Below are 25,175 nucleotides of genomic sequence, written 5' to 3'. Positions count from 1 at the left end.
TATGTCACCACGCCTTATCATTGACCTTGCGTGCCTGGCGACCTTCGCCTGCATGCCGCTGCTGGCCCACTGGTTGCACGAACCCTACCTGGTCAGCTTCTTCACCCGCCTTGCGATCTACGGCATGGCGGCCATCAGTCTGGATTTGCTGATCGGCTACGGCGCCATGGTCAGCTTCGGCCATGCCGCATTCTTCGGACTCGGCGGTTACATCGTCGGCATCGTTGCCTTCCACACGTCGCAAGGCATGCCGCTGTGGGGTTGGGAAGGCAGCAACAGCGCGCTGGTGGTGTGGCCGCTGGCCCTGCTGGTATGCGCGCTGCTTTCGTTGCTGGTGGGTTATCTGTCGCTGCGTACCAGCGGGGTGCAGTTCATCATGATCACCCTCGCGTTCGGCCAGATGCTCTACTTCGTGCTCGGCTCGCTGTCGCTGTACGGCGGTGACGACGGCATCCTGCTCAACGAGCGCAATGCCTTAGGCGCACTGGATCTGGGCGACGCCAACCACTTCTACTACCTGTGTGTCGCGTTGCTGGCCGGTTGGTTGCTGCTGTGCCGGCGGCTGGTCAATTCGCGTTTCGGTTTTGTCATGCGCGGGCTCAAGCAGAGCGAGCGGCGCAGCGTCAGTCTGGGCCTCAAACCCTTGCGCTATCGACTGACGGCCTTTGTGATTGCCGGGACTGGCGGTGGCCTGGCGGGAATTCTGTGGGCCAACTACGCGCTGTTCGTCAGCCCCGACATGGGCGCCTGGCAAAAGTCCGGCGAACTGATGGCGATGGTGATCCTCGGCGGCGTCGGCACCCTGCTCGGCCCGCTGCTGGGCGCGGCCACCTACCTGGGCCTTGAACAAGTGCTGAGCCAGTGGACCGAACACTGGATGCTGATTTTCGGCCCGCTCTTACTGCTGGTGGTGCTGTTCGGCAAGAAAGGCGTCTATGGATTGCTGTTAAGCCTGCTGCAGCGCAAACCGAAGGTGCTTGCCATCAAACCGAACGCCGCCGTGGAGGCTCGCCCATGAGCGCAAAACTGTCGATTCAGGATTTGCACAAGGCCTTCGGCGCGGTGAAAGCCACCAACGGCGCCAGCCTGGAACTGGCCAAAGGCGAGTTGCACGCCATCATCGGCCCGAACGGCGCCGGTAAATCCACACTGATCGCGCAGATCGCCGGAGAAGTTTTCCCCGACCATGGCCAGATTCATCTCAACGGTCAGGACATCACCCGCGTACCGGCCTGGCAGCGGCCGCGCCTTGGACTGGCGCGGGCCTTCCAGGTCAGTCAGCTGTACACCGAGTTCACCTTGCTGGAGAACGTCGCCCTGGCCATCGCTGCCCGCGAGGGCAAGGCGTTCGGCATGTGGCGTCCGCTGAGCCGTGACACCCGCCTGCTGGAACCGGCGTTGGGCTACCTGCAGCAGGTAGGCCTGGGCCTTCGCGCGCAAGACCCGGTCCACGAACTGTCCCATGGCGAACGGCGGCAACTGGAGATCGCACTGGCACTGGCTCAGGAAGCATCGGTGTTATTGCTCGATGAGCCGATGGCCGGGATGGGTGCCGACGAATCCGCGCGCATGACCGAGCTGCTGCTCAGCCTCAAGGGCCGCTACGCAATCCTGCTGGTTGAACATGACATGGACGCCGTATTCGCCCTCGCCGACCGTATCACTGTCCTGGTGTACGGTCAGACAGTGCTGACCGGTAGCGTTGAACAAGTGCGCAACGACCCGCAAGTCCGGGCCGCCTACCTGGGAGAAGAACATGCTTGAAGTTCAAGGCTTGAAAGCGGGCTATGGCTTGAGCCAGGTGTTGTTCGACATGCACCTGAGCATCGAGCAGGGCCAGGTGGTGTCATTGATCGGCCGTAACGGCATGGGCAAGACCACCACGGTCAAATCGATCATGGGGTTGCTCAAGCCCAGCGCCGGCAGCATCCGCATCAACGGCACGGAAATGCGTGGTGCTGCGCCCTATCGCATCGCCAAGGCCGGTCTGGGACTGGTGCCCGAGGGCCGCCGCGCCTTCGGCACTTTGAGTGTGCGGGAAAATCTGCTGGCCACCGCCACGCGGGGCAAGTGGGACCTGGCACGAGTCTATGAACTGTTCCCTCGCTTGCTGGAACGACAGGACCAGCTGTCTCGCACACTGTCCGGTGGCGAGCAGCAGATGCTGGTGGTGGGCCGCGCGCTTCTGACCAACCCCAGCCTGTTGATTCTCGACGAAGCCACTGAAGGCCTGGCACCCATCATCCGCGAGCAGATCTGGCGTTGCCTGGCCACCCTCAAGGCCGAGGGTGAGACGATTCTGGTGATCGACAAGAATCTCAAGGAAATGGCACGGGTAGTCGACCGTCATCACATCATTGAGAAAGGACGGCAGGTCTGGGATGGCACGCCTGTGGAGCTAGCGGCTCAACCCGAACTTTCGCAACGCTATCTGGGAGTGTGAGCAGCCATGGACCTCGATCAGGCTTACAACAACGTCGCAGCGGTGGGTGATTTTCCACAGATCATGCAGCGTTTTCGCCAGCGCAGCGCCGAGACCTATGCAAGCCACGCCTGGCAGCGTGGCATGTCCTATGGCAATGGCATGCGCGAGCGTTTCGACTGGTATGCCCACGCGGATGCCGGGGCGCCGACGCTGCTGTTCATTCATGGCGGTTACTGGCAGGCCTCGGACAAGGACGACTACGCCTTCATTGCCGAAGGGCTGATCGAGGCAGGCTTCAACGTCGGACTGCTCGAGTACACCCTGGCGCCCGAGGCGAGCATGGGCACCATCGTCGGACAGATCGGCAACGCACTGGACCACCTGATGGCGCACCGTGAAGCCTTGAACATCGGTCGACAGGTGGTGCTTTGCGGGCACTCGGCGGGAGGCCATCTGACCGCGCTGCATCGCCGACATCCGCTAGTGACCCTTGCCCTGCCGATCAGCGGCCTGATGGAGCTTGAACCCATCAGCCGCACCTGGTTGAACGACAAGCTGCAACTGAGCCAAGAAGATATCCAACGCTTTAGCCCGCAAAGGTTGATCGGCGATGGCGCACCATTGCTGGTGACCGTGGGCGCGAATGAGTTGCCGGAGTTGATTCGACATTCGCGCGAGTACGCCAGTGCCTGTCGCGAAGCCGGGCAGACCGTGAGCCTGGTCGAACTTGCAGGGTGTCATCACTTCGCTGTGTTGGACGATCTGGCCCAGGCGGATGGCGAACACCTGCGGGCCCTGCTTGTGCACCTCAAGCGTTAGCCTGCCTGCAGGAGCGCGCTCGCTCCTGCAATTCACTCTCGCCAGAAGTGGATACCGGTTTGCCTTTAACGGCTTTTTTGCCCTCCTCAAGCTTCATACAGTGGCTACGAATTCAGACAGGAATTGCGTATGTCCAGCCTCTCGCTCAGGGTCGAACACATCGAGCTATTGACCCCCAGAATCCGCCGCGTCCTGCTGGTATCCAGCGACGCCCGGCCACTGCCGGGTTTCACCGCCGGGGCGCACCTTGAGTTGCACGTACCCGGCAATCGCACTCAACGCCGGGCCTATTCACTGGTCAACCTGCCCGACGGCGAGCACTACGAAATCGCCGTCCAGCTCGAAGTGTCGAGTACAGGTGGATCGCGTTGGGTGCACTCGCTCAAGGTCGGCGATGAACTGCTGGCCGAATCGCCACGCAACCACTTTCCACTGCATGAGCACACCGAACATGCACTGCTGATCGCCGGCGGCATCGGCATCACGCCCATGCTTGGCATGGCCCGGTCGCTGCGAGCAGCGGGCAAGCCCTTCACCCTGCACTACGCCGGTCGCGATGAAGCACAGATGGCCTATCTGCCAGAGGCCCGCGCCTGCCAGGACAACCATTGCTGGATCAGCGGCGGCGACCCGCAAAAGCGCCTTCCTGCTGCTGCAATCCTGACCGCGCCAAGACCCGGCCTGCACCTCTATATCTGCGGCCCGACCGCCCTGCTCAACAGCGTGCTGGCCTGCGCTCGCGAACAGGGTTGGGCAGAAGATCACCTGCATTACGAACTGTTCAGCGGCGCCCTGGAAATGGCCGGCGATCAAGGCTTTGAAGTGCACCTGCGCGAACGCGGCGTGAGCCTGCAAGTGGCCGCCGGGCAAAGCGTGCTGGACGCCATGCTCCAGGCCGGCCTGGACCCGATGTTCGACTGCCGACGGGGTGACTGCGGCGTGTGCGTCGCCCAGGTCATCGACGGTCAGCCCGATCACCGCGACATCTGTCTGTCAGACCGTGACCGCGCCAGCGGCAGTTTTTGCACTTGTGTCTCCCGTGCCCGCAGCGCGCTGCTGGTGCTCGATCTGTGACAAACCGAGGACATCCCGTGATACCGACCAACGAGCAAATTGCAGCCTTGATCCGTGAGGACAGCGTCCACAAGAGCGTCTACACCGACCCGACCCTGTTCAAGCTGGAGATGGAGCGCATCTACGGCAACGCCTGGATCTACGTCGGCCATGAAAGCCAGGTCAAGAACCCCGGCGACTACCACACCACGCGTATCGGTGATCAGGACGTGATCATGGTGCGCGGCGCCAACCAGCAGGTCAGCGTGCTGTACAACCGCTGCCCGCACAAGGGCGCCAAACTGGTGGCCGACGGTGACGGCAGTGTCGGCAAATTCTTCCGCTGCCCGTATCACGCCTGGACCTTCAAACTCGACGGCCAGCATTTGTCGGCACCGCTCAAGAGCGGTTTCGAAGGCACCTGCTACGACCCCAAACACCCGGATTTCTCCATGGTCAGCCTTGCCCGCGTCGAGACCTATCGCGGCTTCGTATTCGCCAGCCAGGCGGCGTTCGGACCGGACCTGAAAGCGTTTCTGGGTGGCGTCATCACCTCCATCGACAACCTCTGCGACCGTTCACCGGTCGGCGAAGTCGAGGTGGCCGGCGGTATCTTCCGAGTTCAGCAACGCTCAAACTGGAAAGTGTTCTACGAGAACCTGCACGACACCATGCACGCCCGTGTGACCCACGAATCATCGGTAGACGCAGCGCGTGACGAAGCCCAGGCCATCGGTGAAATGCCCTTCGAACTGCTGATCATGGACGGCAATGGCGAACCCTACGACTTCTGGGAAAAACTCGAACTGCGCGCCTACCACAACGGCCACGGCTACATGGAAGCGATCTTCGACCCGAGCGCCGCCGAGCGCGATGAAGTTTCACGCGCTCACTTCGAATGCCTGAGCCAGGCCTACGGCGACCAGCGCGCCAAGGAAATTCTCGGCATGAACCGCCACAACACGGTGATCTACGGCAGCGGTTCGCCGCACACCGTGTTCATGCAGTTCCGGGTGATCCGCCCGATCGCCGTGGACCAGACCATGGTCGAGATCCAGACCTTCCGCTGCAAAGGCGCGCCGGATGCCGTGTTCGACCGCGCGCTGACCTACGCCAACGTCATCAACTCGCCCTCCTCCAACGTGATGCCTGACGACGTCGAAGTCTATGCCCGCTGCCAGGAAGGCAACATGACCCGCGGTGGCGAGTGGATCAGCATGCACCGCTACGTCGGTACCGATAAGCCGTTGGAAGACGGCGCGGTGTCCACCAACGGCACCAGCGAACTGCCGATGCGCAACCAGTTCGCCGCCTGGAAACAGTTCATGACCGCCACCCTGATCGCCAAGGAGAGCACCCATGCTGCTTGACCGCCGAGTCGACGTCGACACCCGCCAGTTGACTCCCGCCCAGGTTCCCGTCGAGACCCTGCGCCAGATCGAACAGTTTCTTTATCAGGAGGCGCGCCTGCTGGATGAGCGGCGTTTCTGGGAGTGGGACAAGCTGTTCACCGACACCGGCATGTACTGGGTGCCGCACAAGCACGAGCAAGCCAACCCGTTCGATCATATCTCGCTGTTCTGGGAAAACCGCATGCTGCGTGAGGTGCGGATCCGGCGGGTGGAAAACGCCCGCAACTGGTCCCAGCAACCGCAGACCCAGACCGCGCACATGGTCGGCAATGTGATGGTCGAGGGTCTCGACGCCCAGGGTCTGCTGGTGGTCAGCGCCAGCTTCCAGTACAGCGAGTGGCGCCTGGAACAACGCCAGCTGGCTGGTCGCTACATCTATAAACTGGCCGCTCAGGACGATGGTGGCTGGCAGATCCAGCTCAAGCGCGTGGACCTCATCAACTGCAACGATGTGTTCGCCAACCTTGAGGTATTCGTGTGATGAACGCGCCGGTGGTGATCGCCCTGCACTATCAGAATGACGTGTTGCACCCCGACGGCAAGATCAGGGTCGGGCTGGGATCTGATGACAGCCTGCGTGCTCCACTGCTCGACGCCGCCGGCAGATTACTGGCCGGCGCACGCGCCAAGGGCTGGCCGATCGTTCACGTGCGCGTAGCGTTCCGACCGGACTATGCCGACCTGATCCAGAACGCGCCGATTCTGCGCACTGTCGCCACCCTTGGTGCTGCCCGGGAAGGCAGTTGGGGAGCGGAGTTTTTCAGCGCGCTGGCGCCTCTGGACAGCCGCCATGAGTTCGTCGTCACCCACAACCGGATCAATGCTTTTTATGGTTCACCGCTGGAAACTTTGGTGCGCCAGCTCAATCCTTCGCACCTGTTGATCGCTGGCGTGGCGACCCACTCGGTGGTGGAGAGCACAGTGCGCCATGCGGTGGATTGCGGATTCGAAGTGACGGTGGCGGCAGATGCCTGCGCCAGCGCGGACAGCGGCACACATGCGGCCTCGCTGGCGAGCATGGCGCTGATCGCCCGTATCAGCCACGTCAAGGAAGCCCTGGAGGTCTTGCGATGATGCTCGAAGGCAAAGTGGCGATTGTGACCGGCAGTACTCAGGGACTGGGTCTGGACATCGCTCGGCAGCTGTTGGCCGAGGGGGCTCGAGTGATGCTGGTGGGGCGTAATGCCGACAGCGGTCAGGCATTGGCGCAAGCAATGGGTTGCGGGTTTTCAGCCTGCGACGTGGAGCGCGACGAAGATATCGACGCATGCATCACGGCCACGCTGGCCCGCTTCGGCAGGCTCGACATCCTGGTCAACAACGCTTGCCTGTACGCCGATCAGGGACTGGCTTCTGACCGCGCACAGTGGCTGAAAACCCTGAACGTCAATCTGGTGTCAGCGGCAATCTTTACCCAGAAGGCCGCCGTGCATCTGCCCAGTGGCGGCGTGGTGATTAACATTGGCAGTACCGGTGGCAAATTCGGCGCCGCCGGGCGTGCACTCTACCCCGCCTCCAAGGCCGGCATCCTGCAACTGACGAAAAACCTGGCCATGACCCTGGCCCCGGAGCAAGTCCGGGTGCTGAGCGTATCCCCGGCCTGGACCTGGTCGCCCAGCGTCGCCGACCTCAGCGGCAACGATCCGCAGCTGGCCGATCGGGTTGGAGCCCCCTTTCACCCGCTCGGGCGTATTGGACGGGGCCATGAGGTAGCAAGCGTGGTGGCTTTTCTATGCAGCGCCGGTGCAGGCTGGATGACCGGTGTCGACGTACCGGTAGACGGCGGTTTTTCGATCCTGGGGCCAGACCGTGGCGTGTCGCCGCGAGTGTGGTTTCAACAACACCGTGACAGCCAATAAAACCTGATAACCGAATGAGGTAGACAACATGGGCAAGATGATTGAGATCCGGGCAACGGACAACAACGCCACGTTCAGCGGTTACCTGGCCCTGCCGGCCAGCGGTAAGGGCCCCGGGGTGGTGATCGGCCAGGAGATTTTCGGGGTCAACGCCAATATGCGCGCGGTGGCCGATTTCTATGCCGAAGAGGGCTACGTGGCACTGGTGCCGGACCTGTTCTGGCGCCTGCAACCGGGCGTGGACCTGGGCTACACCGAAGCGGATTTTGCCGTTGCCATCGACCTGTTTCAGCGCCTGGACGTGGACAAGGCAATCACCGATATCGACGCCAGCTTCAAAGCCCTGCGTGCCCTGCCTGAAGTCGAAGGTTCGGGCCTGGGTTATGTCGGCTTCTGCATGGGCGGCAAACTGGCCTGGCTAACCGCCGCGCGCACCGATGTGGCCTGTTCGGTCGGCTACTACGGCATGGGTATCGAACACCTGCTGCACGAATCGGAAAACCTCACGGGCCGGCTGGTACTGCATTTTGCCGAGAACGATGGCTACTGCGACGCCAATGCCCGTGACCGGATCAACCAGCACCTGGCCGGCAACGACAAAGCTGAAATCTACGTGTACCCCGGCGTCGACCATGCCTTCGCCCGGGCCGGGAGCTCACACTACGACAAGCCAGCCTCGCTGATGGCCCATGAACGCAGCATTGCCGCGCTCAAGCGCGAGATCGGTCCCCACTTCAACCTGTCGGCCCTGTGGGAAGAACATATTCGCCACGAATTCGAGACCCGTGACGTGCCCGCCACCATGGCGACCATGGTCGCCGAACCCTATGTCAACCATATCCCGACCATGACCGGCGGCGTCGGCGCCAGGGAACTCAGCCGCTTCTATCAACACCATTTTGTCCACGGCAACCCGCCGGACATGAAGCTCATCCCTATTTCCCGCACCATCGGCGCACTGCAGATCGTGGATGAATTCATCATGTGTTTCACCCACAGCACTGAAATCGACTGGATGCTGCCCAACGTCGCACCGACCGGTCAGTACGTCGAGATTCCGATGCTGGGGGTGATCAAGTTCCGGGGGGACAAGCTGTACCACGAGCATATCTACTGGGACCAGGCCAGCGTGCTGGTGCAGATTGGTTTGTTAAACCCTGAAGGGCTGCCGGTGGCGGGAGTGGAAACGGCGAGAAAGCTGTTGGATGAACAACTGCCGTCCAATACGTTGATGGGGCGCTGGACGCAAAGCGGGCAATAGAGACCGACAATGAAAAAGGCCGATCTGTCATTCGACAGATCGGCCTTTTTTTCAATCAAACGTCAGACATGTTCACTGCTTTTCGCATGCACCGCCCGAGGCTCTCCATGTCCATGGTCCGCCTCCACCACCGGGATCTCTTTCCCGTCGCAGTCATGCAACTTGCCTTCGCTGAAATAATCCCCTTCGCGCAACGCCGCGAGATCCTGATAACGCAGGACCCGTTCAGTACCGGCTGCAAACACCGACTGTTGATCCGAGTTGCCGGCGGTGAGGTGGTTGAAGGCCAGGTTCAGCACGATGGCCATGATCGCCGAGGAGCTGATGCCCGAGTGGAAGATCGTGGCGAACCAGCTTGGGAAGTGGTCGTAGAAATTCGGCGCGGCGATGGGGATCATGCCGAAACCGATGGAGGTGGCGACGATGATCAGGTTGACGTTGTTGCGGTAATCCACCTTGGACAGCGTGCGAATGCCGCTGGCCGCGACGGTGCCGAACAGCACGATACCGGCACCACCCAGCACGGAAGTCGGCACGGCGGCGATGACCCGGCCCATGAAAGGCAACAGACCCAGGATCACCAGGAACAACCCGCCGGTAGCCACCACGAAGCGGCTCTTGATCCCGGTCACCGCTACCAGTCCGACGTTCTGAGCGAACGCGCTTTGGGTGAAGGAGCCGAAGATCGGCGCGATCATGCTCGACAGCATGTCCGCGCGCAAACCGTTGCCCAAGCGTTTGGAGTCGACCTTGGTGTCGATGATTTCACCGACCGCGAGGATGTCCGCCGAGGTTTCCACCAGTGTCACCATGACCACGATGCACATCGACAGGATCGCAGCAAAGTGGAAGGTCGGCATGCCGAAATGGAACGGCGTCGGGAAGCCGAACATCGGGCCTTGCGTGACGGACGAGAAGTCCGCCATGCCGAGAAACACCGCGATGATCGTGCCGATGACCATCGCCAGCAGGATCGACAAACGGGAGATCGTCGCGCTGCCGATCTTGCTCAGTAACAGCACCAGCACCAGCGTCACCGCTGCCAGACCGATGTTCGCCATGCTGCCGAAATCCGGCGCATGGCTGTTGCCGCCCATGGCCCAGCGCGCGGCCACCGGCATCAGCGTCAGGCCAATGGTCGTGATGACGATGCCCGTCACCAGTGGCGGGAAAAACTTGGTGATTCGCGAGAATACGGGGGTGATCAGCAATCCGATCAGCGATGCGGCAATCACCGCCCCGAGAATCGACTGAAACCCGCCCTCCCCGCCACTGCTGACGATCGCCACCATGGTCGCGACGCCGGAGAACGAGACGCCCTGCACCAGCGGCAACTGACAACCGAAAAACGGTAAACCGAGGGTCTGCAGCAATGTCGCCAAGCCCCCCGCAAACAATGAAGCAGCAATCAACAAACCGATGTCCGCCGGCGAGAGCCCGGCCGCCTGGCCGATGATCAAAGGCACAGCGACGATACCGCCATACATGGTCAGAACATGTTGCAGGCCGTAAGCCATATTCGCGCCGACCCCGAGGTTTTCGTCCTCAGGCCGTTGGTGTGAAACATGGGGCGTTTTCATGGTTGGGGGGTTCCCTGGTTTTTGTTATGCGCACACTGTATGCAAGACTCAGGACAAATGTCTATAGAGTTGTATACAACTCACCGGTCAGATTATGGACATGTGTCCATCCCCGACCGCGGCTCACCCTCGGCATCCTTCAATAAACCTTGAAATATATCCCTCCCGGGCCCCCTCGCATCTCCCGCTAGTCTTTTGAATTCCTGGCGACCACCGGTAGTGGTCGCCCTCTTTTTTATACATATAAAGTATGCATAATGAAGTCATTCGAAATTCAGTATCACAAGGCAAAAAACGCGGCGAACAAACTGAAGCATAAAGGCATCAGCCTCGCCGAGACTGAGGCCGTGCTCCATGACGAACGAGCACTGACGCTTGAGGATGATCTTCATGATGAGCAACGATGGATCACCATGGAGCTGGACGCCAGGTGTCGCTTGCTGGTCGTTGTGTACACCTACCGCGATCCGAATTTCGTTCGAATCATTTCCGCGCGTCTCGCCACGAAAAACGAGCGTCGCCAATATCTGGAGGCTTGAGTAATGAAAGATGAGTACGACTTCAGCAGTGCCAAGCGAGGGGCGGTTGCCCCGGGCAAAGGTAAAACCCGCATCACCATCATGCTGGATGAAGCGGTCATAGAGGCCGCTCGCGCGCTCGCGGAAAGCGAGGGGTATGGCTACCAGACGGTGATCAACAACACGCTGCGACACGCATTGCTCAGCGACAAAAACAAATCTGCCGAGACCGGGCATCTCAAAAAAGGGATAACGCCCTCCGACCTGAAAAGCCTGGAGAAAAAGTTGCTGGATGCCGTCAACGAAATCCGGCAAATGATGGAGCCTGACGCTCGCCCCTAGGCCGGCGCGATCAACCGCCCAAGCACCTGCTTCAAATGTGCATGCTCAGGCACCCGGATCCCGAACTCGCTCTCCAGCAACCGGACCAGATCAGCCACCTGCGAGATCTGCCACCGCTCGCTCTCGCTGCCGATCCGGTGGATCGCAAAACTGCCATTGTTCAGCGTACGCCGCCAACCTTCCCCCGTCCGCGCCACCATCAGCTGTTTGGCAAAGGACGATTCGGGATGGGTTGAGACATACCAGTTGCCGACGGTGTAATCGATGTCTTCCTGGCGTTGCAGGTCGAAGATGTACATCGCCCGCCACTCACCGGCGACGTTAGCGCGCAGGGTGTAGCCGTCTTCGTGGCGTTCGATCCGATAGGGTTCGTGAGGGGTGAGTTGCTCGGCCGGAGTGTCGAGCAGCAGCGGTGCGGTGGGGACCATACCGCCGAAACCCACATCAGTGATGTAGCGCACGCCCTCCAGGGTAACCAGGCTCAAGCGGTGCGTACGCGCGGTCCACGCGCCCTCGGGTTGGCCCATGACCACGCGGCCGGATATGCCGCAAGCGTCGAAGCCCAACGCCTGAAGCAGGGCCAGGAACAGGTTGTTGAGTTCGTAGCAATAACCACCGCGGCCATCGTGCAGGATTTTTTGCTCGATGGACGGCAAGTCGATGAGTACCGGCTCGCCAGACAATGTGGTGAGGTTCTCGAACGGGAACACGCCGGTGTGACGAAGCTGCAACTGACGCAGGGTTTCCAGAGTGGGCACCGGTGGCGCGTCGAAACCCAGACGTTGCAGGTACAACGCAAGATTGCTCAGGCGTGGCTCGCTCATTGCTCGATCCTTATGCATTGGGGCCGCGGATCTCTCCGCCGATGGGCGCCATGTATAAGGGAAAAAGCGGTCCGACCGACAATTGATTTCGCCAATCGCCCCACGCGGTAATTCAACGGCGCTTGCGCGAACCCAGTTGAATCCACGTAGGGGCATGGTCGCTGGCATGCGATTCGTTACGCACCCACGCATCGACACCGGCCTCTTGCAAATAAGGACTCAGCGCCGGATTGAGCAACAGATGATCGATGCGCAACCCGGAGTTTTTCTGCCAGTGTTGTCGGAAATAGTCCCAGAAGGTGTAGAGCCGATCCTCTGGATACAGATGGCGCAGGGAATCGGTCCAGCCCTGATCCAGCAACCGTTGATAACACGCGCGGCTTTCCGGTTGCAGCAGCGCATCCTTGAGCCAGGACCTCGGGTTATAGATGTCCAGGTCAGTCGGCACCACGTTGTAGTCGCCGGCCAGTACCACCGGATGTTCGCTGCCCTGGAGATCCTTGGCATAGGCGATCAGCCGCTCGAACCAGGCCAGCTTGTAATCGAACTTCGGCCCTGGCTGCGGATTGCCGTTTGGCAGATACAGACAGCCCACCAGCACACCGTGCACGGCAGCCTCCAGATACCGACTGTGGGTATCGCCGTCGTCGCCCGGCAAACCACGGCGACTCTCCAGTGGTTGTGCATCCCGCGCCAGAATGGCCACCCCGTTCCACGATGACTGCCCCTGCCATATCGCGCCGTAGCCGGCAGCCTCGAGTTCTGCGGCAGGAAATGCACTGTCCACCGACTTGAGCTCCTGCAAGCAGGCGATGTCCGGTTTCTCCCGCTCCAGCCAGGCCAGCAGGTTCGGCAGCCGGGCGCGCATGCCATTGACGTTGAACGTGGCGATTCGCAGATTCTTCATGGGCCAGCACTCCGGACAGGTGTGTTCAGTGTGTGACATCCAGGCATTCCGGTGGTTGCGTCGGCCATCTCAAGTACGGCGTAATAGCCGCCCGACGCCCGCCCGATCTGCCGAGAAAACCGCTGTCATGGAAACCACACTGAAAGGCCACGGAATCAGCCTGCGCCCGCTGCAATACAGCGACGCCGACGCATTGGTACACGCCGCCACTGACGGCGAACTGTGGAACCTGACTGTCACCGTCGTGCCCTCTGCGAGCACCGTCGACAGCTACCTGAAAAAAGCCCTGGACGGCCGGGATGCCGGCACCGTCCTGCCCTTCGTCATTGTGCTGAACGACACCGGCGAGGTCATCGGCTCGACGCGCTTCTGGAAAATCGACCGGCTCAACCGCAAGCTCGAAATCGGCAGCAGCTGGATCTCGGCCCGCGGGCAAAAAACCTTCGTCAACACCGAAGCCAAATACCTGATGCTGCGCTTTGCCTTCGACGTGCTGGACTGTGTGCGGGTGCAATTCACCACCGACGAAAACAACCAGAAATCACGCAACGCCATCCTCAGGCTAGGGGCGCAGCAGGAAGGAATCGTGCGCCACGAACGGATCATGCCCGACGGCCGAAAACGCAACTCGGTGCGGTTCAGCATCATCGATGATGAATGGCCGCAAGTGCGGCAGAACCTCGAGCAAAAGCTTGCTGATTACGGTCGCCGCTGATCCTCGACGACCGCTCGTCATCCAATCGGCACCAACCCCACAGCCCTTCACACCAACATCAGGTAACGACTCATCTTTGGAGACGCACCCTGATGAACATCAAATTCACTTCACTGTTGCTGGCGAGCCTGTTGGCGGCGGCATCCGCGAGCGCTTTCGCAGCGTCGGGTGACGGCACAGACGCCACCGGCACCCAATCCGGATCGACGGGCGGCTCGACGATGGCGCCCAACAATAACCCCAGTGCACCTTCCGGCGGCCACAGCGGCGATGGCGGTAACAAGGGCGATGGCGGCTCGGGCTCCTCAAGCGGCAGCTCCGGCGGAACGGGCGGAACAGGCAGCTCCAGCGGTTCCGGTGCGGGGGGTGGCACCGGTGCAGCGGGCGGTGGGACCGGCGGTGCCGGAGGCGGAACAGGCGGTAGTTGAACACGTGCAAGCGACCCGCGAGGTCAAATCGCGGGTCGCCAAGCCGACGTCATCTCAGCGATCCGAGCGCATCAATTCCCCGACGCCACCGTCCATCGACAACACCGCCGAACGGTTTCGCCCGGAATGCTTGGCCTGATACAAAGCCGCATCCGCACGCCCGATGAACACTTCAGTGCTATCCAGGCGCGTCGGTACGAAGGCATAGCAGCCCAGGCTAACCGTCACGAAACCGCTGGGCGCACCGCTATGGCTAATGTTCTTGGCCATGACACTACGGCGGATCTGCTCGGCAATCACCAGCGCACCGTGAACATCGGTATCCGGCAGTAGCACGGCGAACTCCTCGCCGCCGTAACGCACCGCCAGGTCGGCGGTTCGATGGCAACAACTCTTCACCGCCCTCGCCACTTCGGCCAGGCAATGGTCACCTGCGACGTGGCCGTAAGCGTCGTTGTAGCGCTTGAAGTAATCGATATCGAGCATGATCAGGCTCAGCGAACTCGACTGCCGGGCGCCACGGCCAAACTCGATGGCCAGCGCCTGCTCGAACAGTCGGCGATTGGCCAGGCCGGTGAGACTGTCATGGGTCGCGATCAGCTTCAGCGCCTCCTTGGCCTTGCGCAAATCCTTCTCGACCCGCTCACCGAGGCGCACCTGGCGCACGAACACCCAACCGAACAACCCCACACCCAGCACAACCAGCGCCACAATGACGCTGGATTTAAGCGCCGTGTCATACCAACCCTTGAGAATCGAATCCCTGGACGAGGCTGCCGACACCACCACCGGATAGGCGTCGAGTTGCCGGTAGCCATGCAAGCGAACGGTGCCATCGAGCACAGAACCGATCATGGCGTTGCCGGACATTGCGCCCGTCAGGTACTTGCTGAAAATCGCCCCTTTGGCCAGTGACTGGCCAATCTGTGATTCCACAAACGGCCGTCGCGCCAGCAGCGTTCCGTCGGTCAGCGCGAGGAACATGGAGCCGTCGTCATCGATGCTGAAGCTTTTGAAAAACTGATCGAAGTAGGACATTTTGATGCCGGCCAGCAAAACGCCCTGGAAATGGCCGTCCTTGTCGTTGACCCGTTTTGACACCGGGATGATCCACTCGCCATTCACGCGACTGCGAACTGCGGGCCCGATGTGTGCCAGGGACGAAACGTTCTGTTGGTGAAACAGGAAATAGTCGCGGTCCGCCACGCCGGGGCCACGGGGTAAATCTTCGAAGGAGGTGACGACCCATTGCCCCTTTTGATCGAACAGGAAGATCCCGTGCAACTGACTGAGAGCCTGGACGCGCCGGGCAAACGTTTTCTGTAGACGCGGGATCTGCACGTGGGCAAACCCGTCGACCTGAATCCAGTCCGCCAGACTGGTCAGGACCAGATCGGCTTTCATGAACGTGTCTTCGGCCTGCTGCGCCATGGCGCGCGTGAGGTTCGATGACGCCACTTCGGCCACCGCCAGATCGTGCCGGCGCGATTGCTCCAGTTGCAGATAAAGCAAACCACACAGGCTCAGACACACCACCACAATAAACAGCACCGCCGCCTTGCGCAGGGGGAGCCGTTTCAAAGCGATGCCACTGGTGTGGCCCGGGTCGTCATGAGAGATAGGCAAAAGCTCGTCCTGCAAGGGTAAGGCAAGGGCGAAGGCCCAAAACCCTTAATGTTTGCGAGCTTAGTCTACGGGATGGTATGGGGCAATTGTCCTTTGGTCAGGCGTCGCATCGCACTGTGCAAATGCGCCCGCGCACTTTCCGCATCGCCAAGGCGCATTTGCTCGTAGGCGCGTTGCGCAATGGCGTGAGGCACCGGCTTGAGATCGCGCTGGGTCGCCATCGCCATCAATTGCACCTGGGCGGCGCGCTCCAGGTAGTACAGATCGTCCCAGGCTTCGGCAATGGTCGGCCCGGCGACGATCACGCCGTGGTTTTTCAGAAACAGCACGTCGGCATTGCCCATGACGCTGGCAATCCGGTCACCTTCGGATTCATCGAGGGCCAGGCCGTTGTAGTGCTCGTCCACCGCTGTACGCCCGTAGAATTTCAACGCTGTTTGCCCCAGCCACAGCAGCGGCGGGCCTTGCAGCAAACACAACGCCGTGGCGTGCGGCATGTGCGTGTGAAACGCCACTTTCACCCTCGGCAGCTGTTTGTGCAGGCGGGCGTGGATGTAGAACGCGGTCGCCTCGGGCTGGCCCTCGCCGGCCACGACGTTGCCGTGGAAGTCGCAGACCAGCAGGTTGTCTGCGGTGACTTCTGCAAACGCGTAGCCATAGGGGTTCACGAAAAACAGATCATCGCGCCCCGGCACCATGGCGGAAAAGTGGTTGCAGATCCCCTCCTCCAGCCCATGCAGGGCCGCCAGTTGAAAGCACGCCGCCAGCTCGGTGCGCGCCGTGATGACAGCCGGCGAATCGAGGTTCAGGTCGGAGTAGCGTGCGGAACGGTTACCGCCGGCAAGGGTGTGTGCCATGGCAATGACTCCGGGGTTTACCAGCCAAGGGATTCGAACAGAGGCACGACTTGATCCAGCGTGCTCACAATCGCATCGGGTTGATAGTCGGGCAGCAATTGACGACCGGTGCCGCGGTCGATCCACACACAGCGAAAATGCATGTCACGCGCGGCGGCGTGGTCCAGCGTCGGGCTCGCGCAAATATGCACTACCTGGTCACGACTGACGCCAAGCTGCTCGTGAGCGTAGTCGAACAGCCGTGGATTCGGCTTGTAGGCGCCGGCCTGCTGGGCGGTGATGACCCGATCGATGTGCCCACCGAGTTGCGCCACATTGCCGGCGATGATGTCGTCATCGGTGTTGGAGACGATGCACAACTTGAAACCCATCGCCTTGAGCCGGGCGAGCGTATCGATCACCTCGGGAAACGGCGGCATCTTCGGGATAGCCGCCGCCAGCCGTTGACTGTCTTCGGCCGAGCTCGCCAATCCCAATTCCTCCAACGCCAATTGCAGCCCAAGGGTGCTCAACTGACGGAACGAACGATGCGGCGGTGTCTGCTCCAGTCGGTGTTCGTGCCGGTCATACACCTCGATCAGGCGATCGACATCAACGGTGTGGTCCCCCTTGTCACGCAGGATCTGCGCGGCCACGGCTTTCAAGCCTTCATCCCATTGAATCAGCGTGCCGTAGCAATCGAAGGTCAGCCACTCGGGGCGCGGGGTGTTTTTGAGTGTCATGTTCATGCCCTCTGAAAGGTGATCTTCAGGTTACGAGCGAACAGTGATAGTGTGAAATTAAATTAATATCGACTCGTCAGTGGTAAATCGAATATCAAGGGAGCCGCCATGCTCGATCTCGAACTGCTCAAGACCTTCGTCTGCGTGGTGGACGAGGGTAGCTTCACCCGCGCTGCCGAGCGTGTGCACCGCACCCAATCCACCGTGAGCCAACAGGTTCGCAAGCTGGAAGAACTGGTCGGGCATGCGCTGCTGCTTCGCGACCGCACCGGGCAGAACATCAGCGTCACCGAGCACGGCGAGATGCTGATTCACTATGCACGGCGCCTGCTGGCCCTGTCTTCGGAGGCGGTGGAAGCCCTCGCCAGCGACCTCGACCTGGAGATCCTGCGCATCGGCGTACCGGAGGATTTTGATGCACGGCGTATGGCCGTGATCCTCGCGGGCTTCAACCGCAGCCGACCTGAAGCGCGGCTGGAAACCGTCAGCGGCATGAGCACCGATCTCAAGCAGAAGCTCGCCACGGGCGCCATCGATATCGCACTGGTCAAACGTGAACCGGACAGCGGCCCCAGTTGGGCGGCGTGGCCGGAAGCGCTGGTGTGGGTCAAGGGTGCGGGGGTCGACTCAACCCAGGGAGTCTTGCCACTGGCGTTGTTTCCGCAGGGCTGCATTTACCGGCAACGGGCGATCCGCCTGCTGGATGTGGCCCAGCGACCGTGGCGGGTTGCGTTTGGCAGCCACAGTCTGACGGGGATTCAGGCGGCGGTGGCGTCCGGGTTGGGTCTCTCGGTGCTGCCCGCTTCGGCGGTGTTGCCAGAGCACACTGTGTGCACGGACCTGCCGGACCTGCCACCGACAGAGTTGGCGTTGATCAGTCGGGAAGGCGCGCTGACTGGATTGCAGCGAGGGCTGGTGGCGTTTTTGCGGGAGGAGCTGGGCAAGGTTTGAACAGGAGAAATGGGCGTGACATGAACGCCCATTTCCCTACGCCGCTCAGCCTCAAGGCGTCATTTTCAAGTGCGCGTTGACCCTGCCGCTCTTCGGATCCCACGGGCAAGCGCCGAACGGTTGACGGCCATTACGGCTGCCCCGTCCCCGCCGAGGTCGTCGCCGCATGCAGATTCAGCACCGGCATTTGCGCAGGTCGATTCAATGCCCGCAACACGGGTGCATCGTAGCCGTACACATCGGGCTTGAATGCCACGCGCCCGTCGCTGCCCAAATCGACCGTCCAATAGGCCAACAGCACCGGCACTTTCACCGGCAGCCGAATGTTCTCGGTCTTGCCGTTGGCCAGCTGTTTCTGAATACCGGCACTGTTCCATTTAACCGGGTCGTTGAACAACAACTCCACCAGTTGCAGCGGATTCTCCACCCGGATGCAGCCCGAACTGGTCGCGCGAACAGTCTTGGCAAACAACTCGCGATGCGGCGTGTCGTGAAGGTAAATCGCGTAGTCGTTGGGGAAGCGGATCACCACCTGGCCCAGCGAACTCTCGGGCCCGGCATCCTGGCGCAAGCTGATGCCACGCGGGTGGGTCCAGTCGACGCCCGCCGGATCCAGCTCGTTGCCTTCGCGATCGATCACGCGAATACGGTTGGCGGCCAGGTAACCGGGATTGCTCTGAATCTTCGGCAGCACGTCTTCCTTGAGAATCGTCGGTGGCACCGTCCAGGTCGGATTAAACGTGATGTAGGTGATCTGCGCCTGAAAGATCGGCGTATTGCGCGCCGCTTTACCGACCTGCACCCGGGATCGCCAGATCGGCTGACCATCGCGGTACATCGCCACTTTGTAGCCGGCGATATCAACGATAACGAACGTGCCTTGAAGTTTGTAAAGCAGCCAGCGCGCGCGCTCCATGTTCACGCGAACCTGGTCAATGCGCGCATCCACGGGCACATTCAAGGCCGCCAGCGTGGTCGCCCCCGCCATGCCATCCGCTCCGAGGTATTGCTCGTTCTGATACTTTTTCACTGCGGCGGTGACGGCGCCGTCGTACTTCGTACCGCGGACCAGTCGCGGATCGAGAAAACCTGCCGCAACCATCCTCGCGCGCAACTGCGCGACAGCCGGTTCGTCCATGCCAGGCTTGAGCGAATGGTCGACGACCACTTGCGGCCAACCGCCCCGATCACGAATACCGCGCAGTTGCGCCAGCGCCTGACGCAACCCCCCGTACACCGCTTCTTGCGGCGGAGCGATGGCAAACGCCTTCGCGACATCGTGATTGTCGAGCGCCGCGAAGAACGCATTGACGTCGTCGCGCGGGTCGACGCCATTGGCGTCAAAATTCCAGTGAATGTCGAGCCGCGAAGGATCGACCTTGCCCCGCCGCAACTGCAGCAGCGCGGTAATGAAGGTATGCGTCGTCGCCAAATCAAAGGCCGCCCGCTGCTCGGGGGTGACCGGTGTGGTCTGCATTGTGGCCTGGGACCGGACCAGCTCATCGATATGAAAATCCGTCGGGTTCAAACCATCGGCTTCAGTCGCGTTCAGGCTGGCGATCAATTGTGCGACGTCGCGGTCATCCGTCCACGCTGCGCGATAAGCGCGATGCGTATAAAAATCCATGACCAGACGGCTGACATCCACGCGCCGATGACGCGGCGCGGTCAGCAACGGCGGAAACGCGGTTTTCAGGGGCTCCAGCGACGCCTGAATCGCCTGACCGACGTTATCTTCTGCTTCGGCCTCGATAACGGAGCTAGGCGCAATTACCGGCTCAATCGGCGAAGTTTCCGCAAGCGCCGTGCCGCTGATCAGAAAGCCCATAAAAAATACGCGGCTTATGACGAATAACCTTGTTAAAAGCACCATGGATAATCCTTAATCTCCCGCATTCAACGCCTGGCTTTCATTGCACTGCTAGACTCGAACTTAACATGATGAGACATCTATATGGCGCCACTACGTATTGGCTATCTGCTGCCGGCCCTGCTATTGACTGCAATGTCCGTACCGTTAGCCTACGCCGATTCACTCGCGGCCGCCCTCATCAAAGCGGCCCCGAAAGCCAACGCCAACGTCATTAACCTCGCCGTTCGCGCCTCGCAATGCAGCATCGCTCAAGGTGCTGCGCCTGTCCAAAGACTTGCGGTGATTGATTATTCCCTGCCTTCCACCGAACAGCGCCTCTGGGTATTCGATTTAAAGAAGCGCAAGTTGCTGTTTCATGAACTGGTCGCCCATGGTCGCAACAGCGGCGAAAACATGGCCGTCAATTTCTCCAATCAGAATGAAAGCTTCGCCACCAGCCTCGGGCTGTATCGCACGCAACAGAGCTATGTCGGGCAGAACGGTTATTCGCTGCGCATGGAAGGCCTGGAGCCGGGTTTCAACGACAATGCGTTCGACCGGGCGATCGTGATTCATGGCGCGCCTTACGTCAGTCCGGTGCTCGCACGGGCCAATGGCCGAATCGGCAGAAGCCTGGGCTGCCCGGCGGTACGGCCGGCGATTGCGCACAAGCTGATTGATTCGATGAAAGGCGGGCAGTTGTTGTTTTCGTACTACCCGGATCAGCGCTGGTTGAAGAAGTCTTCGTATATCAATTGTGGTAGCGGGACGGTGGCGACGGCGTCGAAATCCACCACCAACCGTTGAATGCAGCGTGAACCTGTCAAAACTGTAATCCGCGCCTCAGTCTGCTGAAAGGCAGCGCCCGTTAGTCTCGTCGTCAAGTTGTCTCCCAACTGACGGACCGGGAATAAAAACGGCATGCACTCCAACACTTCAAGACGCACCTTCGTGAAAGGCCTCGCCGCGGGCGGGCTGCTCGGCGGCCTCGGGTTATGGCGCACGCCTGTGTGGGCGGTCACCGGCCCTGGTGAACCGCAGGTGTTGGCCGGCACCGATTTCGACCTGTTCATCGGCGAAACCCCGGTCAACATCACCGGCAATCCGCGCACTGCGATGACCATCAACGGCGGCATCCCCGGCCCACTGCTGCGCTGGCGTGAAGGCGACACGGTCACCCTGCGGGTGAAGAACCGGCTCAAGGAAAACACCTCCATTCACTGGCACGGCATTTTGCTGCCGGCCAACATGGACGGCGTGCCGGGGCTGAGTTTTCACGGCATCGAACCCGGCGGCGTTTACGTTTACACATTCAAGCTCCGGCAGAACGGCACCTACTGGTATCACAGCCATTCGGGCCTTCAGGAACAGTCCGGCGTTTACGGCCCGCTGGTGATCGACGCCAAGGAGCCGGAGCCTTTCCAGTACGACCGCGATTACGTGGTGATGCTGACCGACTGGACCGACGAAGACGCGGCCAGCCTGATGAACACCCTGAAAAAGCAGTCCGATTACTACAACTACAACAAGCGCACCGTGGGCGATTTCATCCACGACGTCAGCGAGAACGGTTGGGCTTCCACGGTCGCCGATCGAAAGATGTGGGCCGAAATGAAGATGAATCCCACAGACCTCGCCGACGTCAGCGGCGCCACCTACACCTACTTGATGAACGGCCAGGCACCGGACTCGAACTGGACGGGCGTGTTCCGACCGGGCGAAAAATTGCGCCTGCGGTTCATCAACGGCTCCGCCATGACCTACTTCGACGTGCGCATTCCCGGGCTGAAAATGACGGTGGTCGCAGCGGACGGGCTGCACGTCAAACCGGTGAGCGTCGACGAATTCCGCATTGCGGTGGCGGAGACGTTTGATGTGATTGTCGAGCCGGCGCTGGACGCCTACACCGTGTTCGCCCAGTCGATGGATCGCAGCGGCTACGCACGGGGCACGCTGGCGGCGAAAGCAGGTTTGTCCGCGCCCGTGCCGGCACTCGATCCGCGACCGCTGGTGACCATGGATGACATGGGCATGGGCGGGATGGATCACGGCAGCATGGGCGACATGGCGGGCATGGATCACAGTGCCATGGGCGGCATGCAATCGCATCCCGCAACGGAAAACGACAACCCGCTGGTGGACATGCAAGCCATGAGCACCTCGCCGAAACTCGACGATCCAGGCCTCGGCTTGCGCAACAACGGCCGCCGCGTCCTCACCTATTCCGACCTGCGCAGCACTTTCGACGACCCGGACGGCCGCGACCCAAGCCGCACCCTCGAGCTGCACCTCACCGGCCACATGGAGAAGTTCGCCTGGTCGTTCAACGGCGTGAAATTCTCCGACGCCGAACCGCTGCGCCTCAAGTACGGCGAGCGCGTGCGCATCGTGCTGGTTAACGACACGATGATGACCCACCCCATCCACCTGCACGGCATGTGGAGCGACCTCGAAGATGAAAACGGCCAGTTCATGGTGCGCAAACACACCATCGACATGCCACCCGGCTCCCGACGCAGCTATCGCGTAACGGCCGATGCGCTCGGCCGCTGGGCCTATCACTGCCATCTCCTGTACCACATGGAAATGGGCATGTTCCGTGAAGTTCGCGTGGAAGAATGAGGCGCCTAAACCATGACCAGACTCACCCCGATCTCTTTGGCATTCGTGACCGCGAGCCTGACACTCTCTTCGGCGATGGCCGCGACCGACGACATGCAGAACATGGATCACAGCCAGATGCAGGGCATGGACCATAGCCAGATGCAAAGCATGGACGACGGCCAGATGCAGCCCGCTGCGCCCACCGAAAGCCGCACGCCGATCCCGGTTTTGACCGACACCGACCGCGCCGCCGTCTTCGTCAGCCCCGACGGCCATAACGTGCACGACTCCGCGCTCAACCACTACTTCCTCGCCGACAAACTCGAATGGCAGGACGCCGACGACGGCAGTGCGCTGGCCTGGGATCTCTCCGGCTGGATTGGTGGCGACATCGACCGTCTGTGGCTGCGCTCCGAAGGCGAACGCAGCAACGGCAAAACCGAAGACGCCGAAATCCAGGCGCTGTGGGGGCATGCCATCTCCTCGTGGTGGGACGTGGTGACCGGTGTGCGCCAGGATTTCAAACCCGGTGCCCCGCAAACCTGGGCCGCGTTCGGCGTACAAGGCATGGCGCTCTACAACTTTGAAACCGAGGCCACGGCGTTCATCGGCGAAGGCGGCCAGACCGCCGCGCGACTGGAAGGTGACTACGACATCCTGCTGACCAACCGGCTCATTTTGCAGCCGACTGCCGAACTGAATGTCTACGGCAAAAACGATCCGCAACGCGGCATTGGTTCCGGTCTGTCCAACACCGAAGCCGGGCTGCGGTTGCGCTATGAAATTCGCCGGGAATTCGCCCCATACATCGGCGTGACCTGGAACCGCACCTACGGCAGAACCGCGGATTACGCCAGGGACGACGGTGAGGATCGCAGCGAAGCGCGCCTTGTTCTCGGCGTTCGGCTGTGGTTCTAAACGCGTTGACTCAAAAACCAAAAACAACCGCTTCGAGCGGTAAAGAGGCCTTGCATGCGCACAATCAAAATCACCGCTGTTGTCATCGGCTTGCTCGTGAGTGGATTGGCTCAGGCGCACCCGAAACTGCTCTCCTCCACGCCCACTGAAGGTGCGGAGGGCGCGGCACCAGGCAAGATCGAACTGCACTTTTCCGAAAACCTCATGACCCAGTTCTCCGGCGCAAAACTGGTCATGACGGAAATGCCCGGCATGGCGCACTCCCCCATGCCAATGAAGGCCAAAGTCTCCGGCGGCAGCGATCCGAAAACCATGCTCATCACCCCGCTCTCGCCCTTGCCTGCCGGCACCTACAAAGTCGAATGGCGAGCGGTGTCTTCGGACACTCATCCGATCACCGGCAATGTCACGTTCAAAGTGAAGTGATTGATGAGCGACTGGATCAGCATTGCACTGCGGTTTGGGTTGTACGTGGATTTGATGCTGCTGTTTGGGATGGGGTTGTTTGGGCTGTATAGCCTTAAAGGACAGGAACGGATATCGGGGGCGGTGTTGCCGTTTCGGTCGATGTTGACGGGAACGGCGTTGCTGGGCGTGCTGCTTTCTGTCGCCAGCATGGTGATGATGGCGAGCGCCATGAGCGGTGAAACGGACTTTGCCGAGCTGCGTCCGCATATCGAGATGATGGTGTTTGAGACGGATGTCGGGTTGGCCTGGGTCGTGCGTATCATCGCGCTGGTTATCGCCAGTCTGGCGGTGATGCTCAATCACCGTGCGCCCGGATTCAGCCTGCTGATCGCCTCTTTTGCCGGCGCTATCGCCTTGGCCAGCCTGGCCTGGAACGGTCATGGGGCGATGGATGAAGGCAGCCGTCGGTATTGGCATTTTGCGGTGGACATTCTGCACCTGCTGGCAGCGGGTGCCTGGGTTGGCGCATTGGTGGCGTTTGCGTGGATGGCGAAAATTAACGCGCTGCAAACGGAAGAGCGGATCAGGTTACTGGCTCGGGCTGTCAGCCGATTTGAATGGGTGGGCGCGGTGATCGTGGCCGTCATCACGGTCACGGGCGTCGTGAATTACCTGTTCATCGTGGGGCCAACGCTCGACGATGTCTTGCTCAGTACCTACGGGATTTTGCTGTCCATCAAAATCGCGCTGTTTGCCGGGATGCTGGTGCTCGTCGCGTTGAACCGGTTTCACCTGGGGCCGTTTTTGCAGCGGTCGTTGCGTGAGGGTCAGTATCGGGTGGCAGCGAATACGTTGCGGCGCAGCGTGGTGGTTGAATTGGCGGCGGCGGTGTTGATTGTGGGGTTGGTGGCTTGGTTGGGGACGTTGAGTCCGGAAATGGAGATGAGCGCGGAGTAACGTAAAGCAGCACAACTTGATATGGATCAATGACGGCCTCTTGCTCGGGACTAAGCTCAAGGTAATCCCTCGGATCAGGTACACGGTTCCGAGCTTACCTACCGCTGCTGATCCGCCAAGTGCTCGTACTGTGGCCG

At 60.9% G+C, this 25,175-nt stretch carries 27 protein-coding genes; 20 read left to right on the top strand and 7 right to left on the bottom strand.

All coding sequences use genetic code 11. The features are described from left to right. Nucleotide 1 precedes the first annotated feature (1 nt). The 10 genes from J2Y86_RS28120 to J2Y86_RS28075 all read left to right on the top strand — a co-directional run bounded on the left by J2Y86_RS28120 (nucleotide 2) and on the right by J2Y86_RS28075 (nucleotide 8,829). Nucleotides 2–1,018, top strand: a complete 1,017-nt coding sequence (locus J2Y86_RS28120) for a branched-chain amino acid ABC transporter permease (RefSeq protein WP_253439263.1) — start codon at nucleotides 2–4, stop codon at nucleotides 1,016–1,018. Next, nucleotides 1,015–1,764: an ABC transporter ATP-binding protein gene (locus tag J2Y86_RS28115; protein WP_253439261.1), complete on the top strand. Its 750-nt coding sequence runs from the start codon at nucleotides 1,015–1,017 to the stop codon at nucleotides 1,762–1,764. The genes J2Y86_RS28120 and J2Y86_RS28115 overlap by 4 nt, the downstream gene beginning before the upstream one ends. After that, complete coding sequence (locus tag J2Y86_RS28110; protein ID WP_150631566.1) at nucleotides 1,757–2,443, top strand: ABC transporter ATP-binding protein; 687 nt, start codon at nucleotides 1,757–1,759, stop codon at nucleotides 2,441–2,443. The genes J2Y86_RS28115 and J2Y86_RS28110 overlap by 8 nt, the downstream gene beginning before the upstream one ends. A gap of 6 nt (nucleotides 2,444–2,449) precedes the next feature. Continuing rightward, complete coding sequence (locus J2Y86_RS28105) at nucleotides 2,450–3,244, top strand: alpha/beta hydrolase (protein WP_253439259.1); 795 nt, start codon at nucleotides 2,450–2,452, stop codon at nucleotides 3,242–3,244. A gap of 129 nt (nucleotides 3,245–3,373) precedes the next feature. After that, nucleotides 3,374–4,318 (top strand): PDR/VanB family oxidoreductase, encoded by a 945-nt coding sequence (locus J2Y86_RS28100; protein WP_253439257.1) that lies wholly within the window; start codon nucleotides 3,374–3,376, stop codon nucleotides 4,316–4,318. Nucleotides 4,319–4,335: 17 nt separating this feature from the next. After that, nucleotides 4,336–5,667, top strand: coding sequence for an aromatic ring-hydroxylating dioxygenase subunit alpha (locus J2Y86_RS28095; RefSeq protein ID WP_253439255.1), 1,332 nt, complete (start codon nucleotides 4,336–4,338; stop codon nucleotides 5,665–5,667). Further along, nucleotides 5,657–6,190, top strand: coding sequence for an aromatic-ring-hydroxylating dioxygenase subunit beta (locus tag J2Y86_RS28090; protein ID WP_253439253.1), 534 nt, complete (start codon nucleotides 5,657–5,659; stop codon nucleotides 6,188–6,190). Before J2Y86_RS28095 ends, J2Y86_RS28090 begins: the two co-directional genes overlap by 11 nt. Continuing rightward, nucleotides 6,190–6,783, top strand: a complete 594-nt coding sequence (locus J2Y86_RS28085; protein ID WP_253439250.1) for a cysteine hydrolase family protein — start codon at nucleotides 6,190–6,192, stop codon at nucleotides 6,781–6,783. Before J2Y86_RS28090 ends, J2Y86_RS28085 begins: the two co-directional genes overlap by 1 nt. Further along, the gene (locus J2Y86_RS28080; RefSeq protein ID WP_253439247.1) at nucleotides 6,780–7,568 is read left to right on the top strand and encodes an SDR family oxidoreductase; all 789 of its coding nucleotides are present in this window, start codon (nucleotides 6,780–6,782) and stop codon (nucleotides 7,566–7,568) included. Before J2Y86_RS28085 ends, J2Y86_RS28080 begins: the two co-directional genes overlap by 4 nt. A 28-nt stretch (nucleotides 7,569–7,596) precedes the next feature. Beyond that, nucleotides 7,597–8,829, top strand: coding sequence for a dienelactone hydrolase family protein (locus tag J2Y86_RS28075; RefSeq protein ID WP_253439243.1), 1,233 nt, complete (start codon nucleotides 7,597–7,599; stop codon nucleotides 8,827–8,829). Between the two features lie 62 nt (nucleotides 8,830–8,891). Here J2Y86_RS28075 and J2Y86_RS28070 read toward each other — a convergent pair whose 3' ends face one another. Continuing rightward, nucleotides 8,892–10,409 (bottom strand): nucleobase:cation symporter-2 family protein, encoded by a 1,518-nt coding sequence (locus tag J2Y86_RS28070; RefSeq protein ID WP_253439240.1) that lies wholly within the window; start codon nucleotides 10,407–10,409, stop codon nucleotides 8,892–8,894. Between the two features lie 257 nt (nucleotides 10,410–10,666). Here J2Y86_RS28070 and J2Y86_RS28065 point away from each other — a divergent pair, with 257 nt between their 5' ends. Both J2Y86_RS28065 and J2Y86_RS28060 read left to right on the top strand, forming a co-directional pair. Continuing rightward, on the top strand, nucleotides 10,667–10,948 hold the full coding sequence (locus tag J2Y86_RS28065; protein WP_253439237.1) for a BrnT family toxin: 282 nt from the start codon (nucleotides 10,667–10,669) through the stop codon (nucleotides 10,946–10,948). Nucleotides 10,949–10,951: 3 nt separating this feature from the next. After that, nucleotides 10,952–11,269 (top strand): BrnA antitoxin family protein, encoded by a 318-nt coding sequence (locus J2Y86_RS28060; protein WP_253439234.1) that lies wholly within the window; start codon nucleotides 10,952–10,954, stop codon nucleotides 11,267–11,269. Here J2Y86_RS28060 and J2Y86_RS28055 read toward each other — a convergent pair. Continuing rightward, the gene (locus J2Y86_RS28055) at nucleotides 11,266–12,093 is read right to left on the bottom strand and encodes an arylamine N-acetyltransferase family protein (protein ID WP_253439229.1); all 828 of its coding nucleotides are present in this window, start codon (nucleotides 12,091–12,093) and stop codon (nucleotides 11,266–11,268) included. The genes J2Y86_RS28060 and J2Y86_RS28055 overlap by 4 nt on opposite strands. A 112-nt stretch (nucleotides 12,094–12,205) precedes the next feature. Continuing rightward, nucleotides 12,206–13,000: an exodeoxyribonuclease III gene (locus tag J2Y86_RS28050; RefSeq protein WP_253439225.1), complete on the bottom strand. Its 795-nt coding sequence runs from the start codon at nucleotides 12,998–13,000 to the stop codon at nucleotides 12,206–12,208. A 127-nt stretch (nucleotides 13,001–13,127) separates the two neighbouring features. Here J2Y86_RS28050 and J2Y86_RS28045 point away from each other — a divergent pair, with 127 nt between their 5' ends. Together J2Y86_RS28045 and J2Y86_RS28040 are read left to right on the top strand one after the other, a co-directional pair. Continuing rightward, nucleotides 13,128–13,715 (top strand): GNAT family N-acetyltransferase, encoded by a 588-nt coding sequence (locus J2Y86_RS28045; protein WP_253439221.1) that lies wholly within the window; start codon nucleotides 13,128–13,130, stop codon nucleotides 13,713–13,715. A gap of 89 nt (nucleotides 13,716–13,804) precedes the next feature. Continuing rightward, nucleotides 13,805–14,143, top strand: coding sequence for a hypothetical protein (locus tag J2Y86_RS28040; protein WP_253440471.1), 339 nt, complete (start codon nucleotides 13,805–13,807; stop codon nucleotides 14,141–14,143). Between the two features lie 54 nt (nucleotides 14,144–14,197). Here the strand turns inward: J2Y86_RS28040 and J2Y86_RS28035 are convergent, their stop codons facing one another. The 3 genes from J2Y86_RS28035 to J2Y86_RS28025 form a co-directional block, all read right to left on the bottom strand. Next, a complete protein-coding gene (locus J2Y86_RS28035) occupies nucleotides 14,198–15,769 on the bottom strand; it encodes a sensor domain-containing diguanylate cyclase (RefSeq protein WP_253439218.1) in 1,572 nt (523 codons plus the stop codon). Between the two features lie 65 nt (nucleotides 15,770–15,834). Next, nucleotides 15,835–16,626, bottom strand: coding sequence for an aldolase (locus J2Y86_RS28030; protein ID WP_253439215.1), 792 nt, complete (start codon nucleotides 16,624–16,626; stop codon nucleotides 15,835–15,837). Nucleotides 16,627–16,643: 17 nt separating this feature from the next. Beyond that, a complete protein-coding gene (locus tag J2Y86_RS28025; protein ID WP_253439211.1) occupies nucleotides 16,644–17,348 on the bottom strand; it encodes a haloacid dehalogenase type II in 705 nt (234 codons plus the stop codon). Nucleotides 17,349–17,456: 108 nt separating this feature from the next. Here J2Y86_RS28025 and J2Y86_RS28020 point away from each other — a divergent pair, with 108 nt between their 5' ends. Then, on the top strand, nucleotides 17,457–18,299 hold the full coding sequence (locus J2Y86_RS28020) for a LysR family transcriptional regulator (RefSeq protein ID WP_253439208.1): 843 nt from the start codon (nucleotides 17,457–17,459) through the stop codon (nucleotides 18,297–18,299). A gap of 130 nt (nucleotides 18,300–18,429) precedes the next feature. Here the strand turns inward: J2Y86_RS28020 and J2Y86_RS28015 are convergent, their stop codons facing one another. Beyond that, nucleotides 18,430–20,172, bottom strand: coding sequence for a L,D-transpeptidase family protein (locus J2Y86_RS28015; RefSeq protein ID WP_253439205.1), 1,743 nt, complete (start codon nucleotides 20,170–20,172; stop codon nucleotides 18,430–18,432). Between the two features lie 81 nt (nucleotides 20,173–20,253). Between J2Y86_RS28015 and J2Y86_RS28010 the strand changes: the two genes are divergently transcribed. The 5 genes from J2Y86_RS28010 (at nucleotide 20,254) to copD (ending at nucleotide 25,038) form a co-directional block, all read left to right on the top strand. Beyond that, the gene (locus J2Y86_RS28010; RefSeq protein WP_214382036.1) at nucleotides 20,254–20,958 is read left to right on the top strand and encodes a murein L,D-transpeptidase catalytic domain family protein; all 705 of its coding nucleotides are present in this window, start codon (nucleotides 20,254–20,256) and stop codon (nucleotides 20,956–20,958) included. Between the two features lie 114 nt (nucleotides 20,959–21,072). After that, on the top strand, nucleotides 21,073–22,773 hold the full coding sequence (locus tag J2Y86_RS28005; protein WP_253439202.1) for a copper resistance system multicopper oxidase: 1,701 nt from the start codon (nucleotides 21,073–21,075) through the stop codon (nucleotides 22,771–22,773). 12 nt (nucleotides 22,774–22,785) lie between these two features. Next, nucleotides 22,786–23,673 carry a copper resistance protein B gene (locus J2Y86_RS28000; RefSeq protein ID WP_253439198.1) on the top strand — a complete coding sequence of 296 codons (888 nt, stop codon included), beginning with the start codon at nucleotides 22,786–22,788 and terminating at the stop codon, nucleotides 23,671–23,673. Between the two features lie 54 nt (nucleotides 23,674–23,727). After that, a complete protein-coding gene (copC, locus tag J2Y86_RS27995) occupies nucleotides 23,728–24,099 on the top strand; it encodes a copper homeostasis periplasmic binding protein CopC (protein WP_253439195.1) in 372 nt (123 codons plus the stop codon). A gap of 3 nt (nucleotides 24,100–24,102) precedes the next feature. Then, nucleotides 24,103–25,038: a copper homeostasis membrane protein CopD gene (gene copD, locus J2Y86_RS27990; protein ID WP_253439192.1), complete on the top strand. Its 936-nt coding sequence runs from the start codon at nucleotides 24,103–24,105 to the stop codon at nucleotides 25,036–25,038. The last annotated feature ends 137 nt before the right edge of the window (nucleotides 25,039–25,175 follow it).

It is taken from the genome of Pseudomonas migulae (genome assembly GCF_024169315.1).
GTDB lineage: Bacteria > Pseudomonadota > Gammaproteobacteria > Pseudomonadales > Pseudomonadaceae > Aquipseudomonas > Aquipseudomonas migulae_B.
The sequence above is the reverse complement of the archived record's forward strand: the minus strand, read 5'-3'. Positions and strand labels throughout refer to the sequence as shown.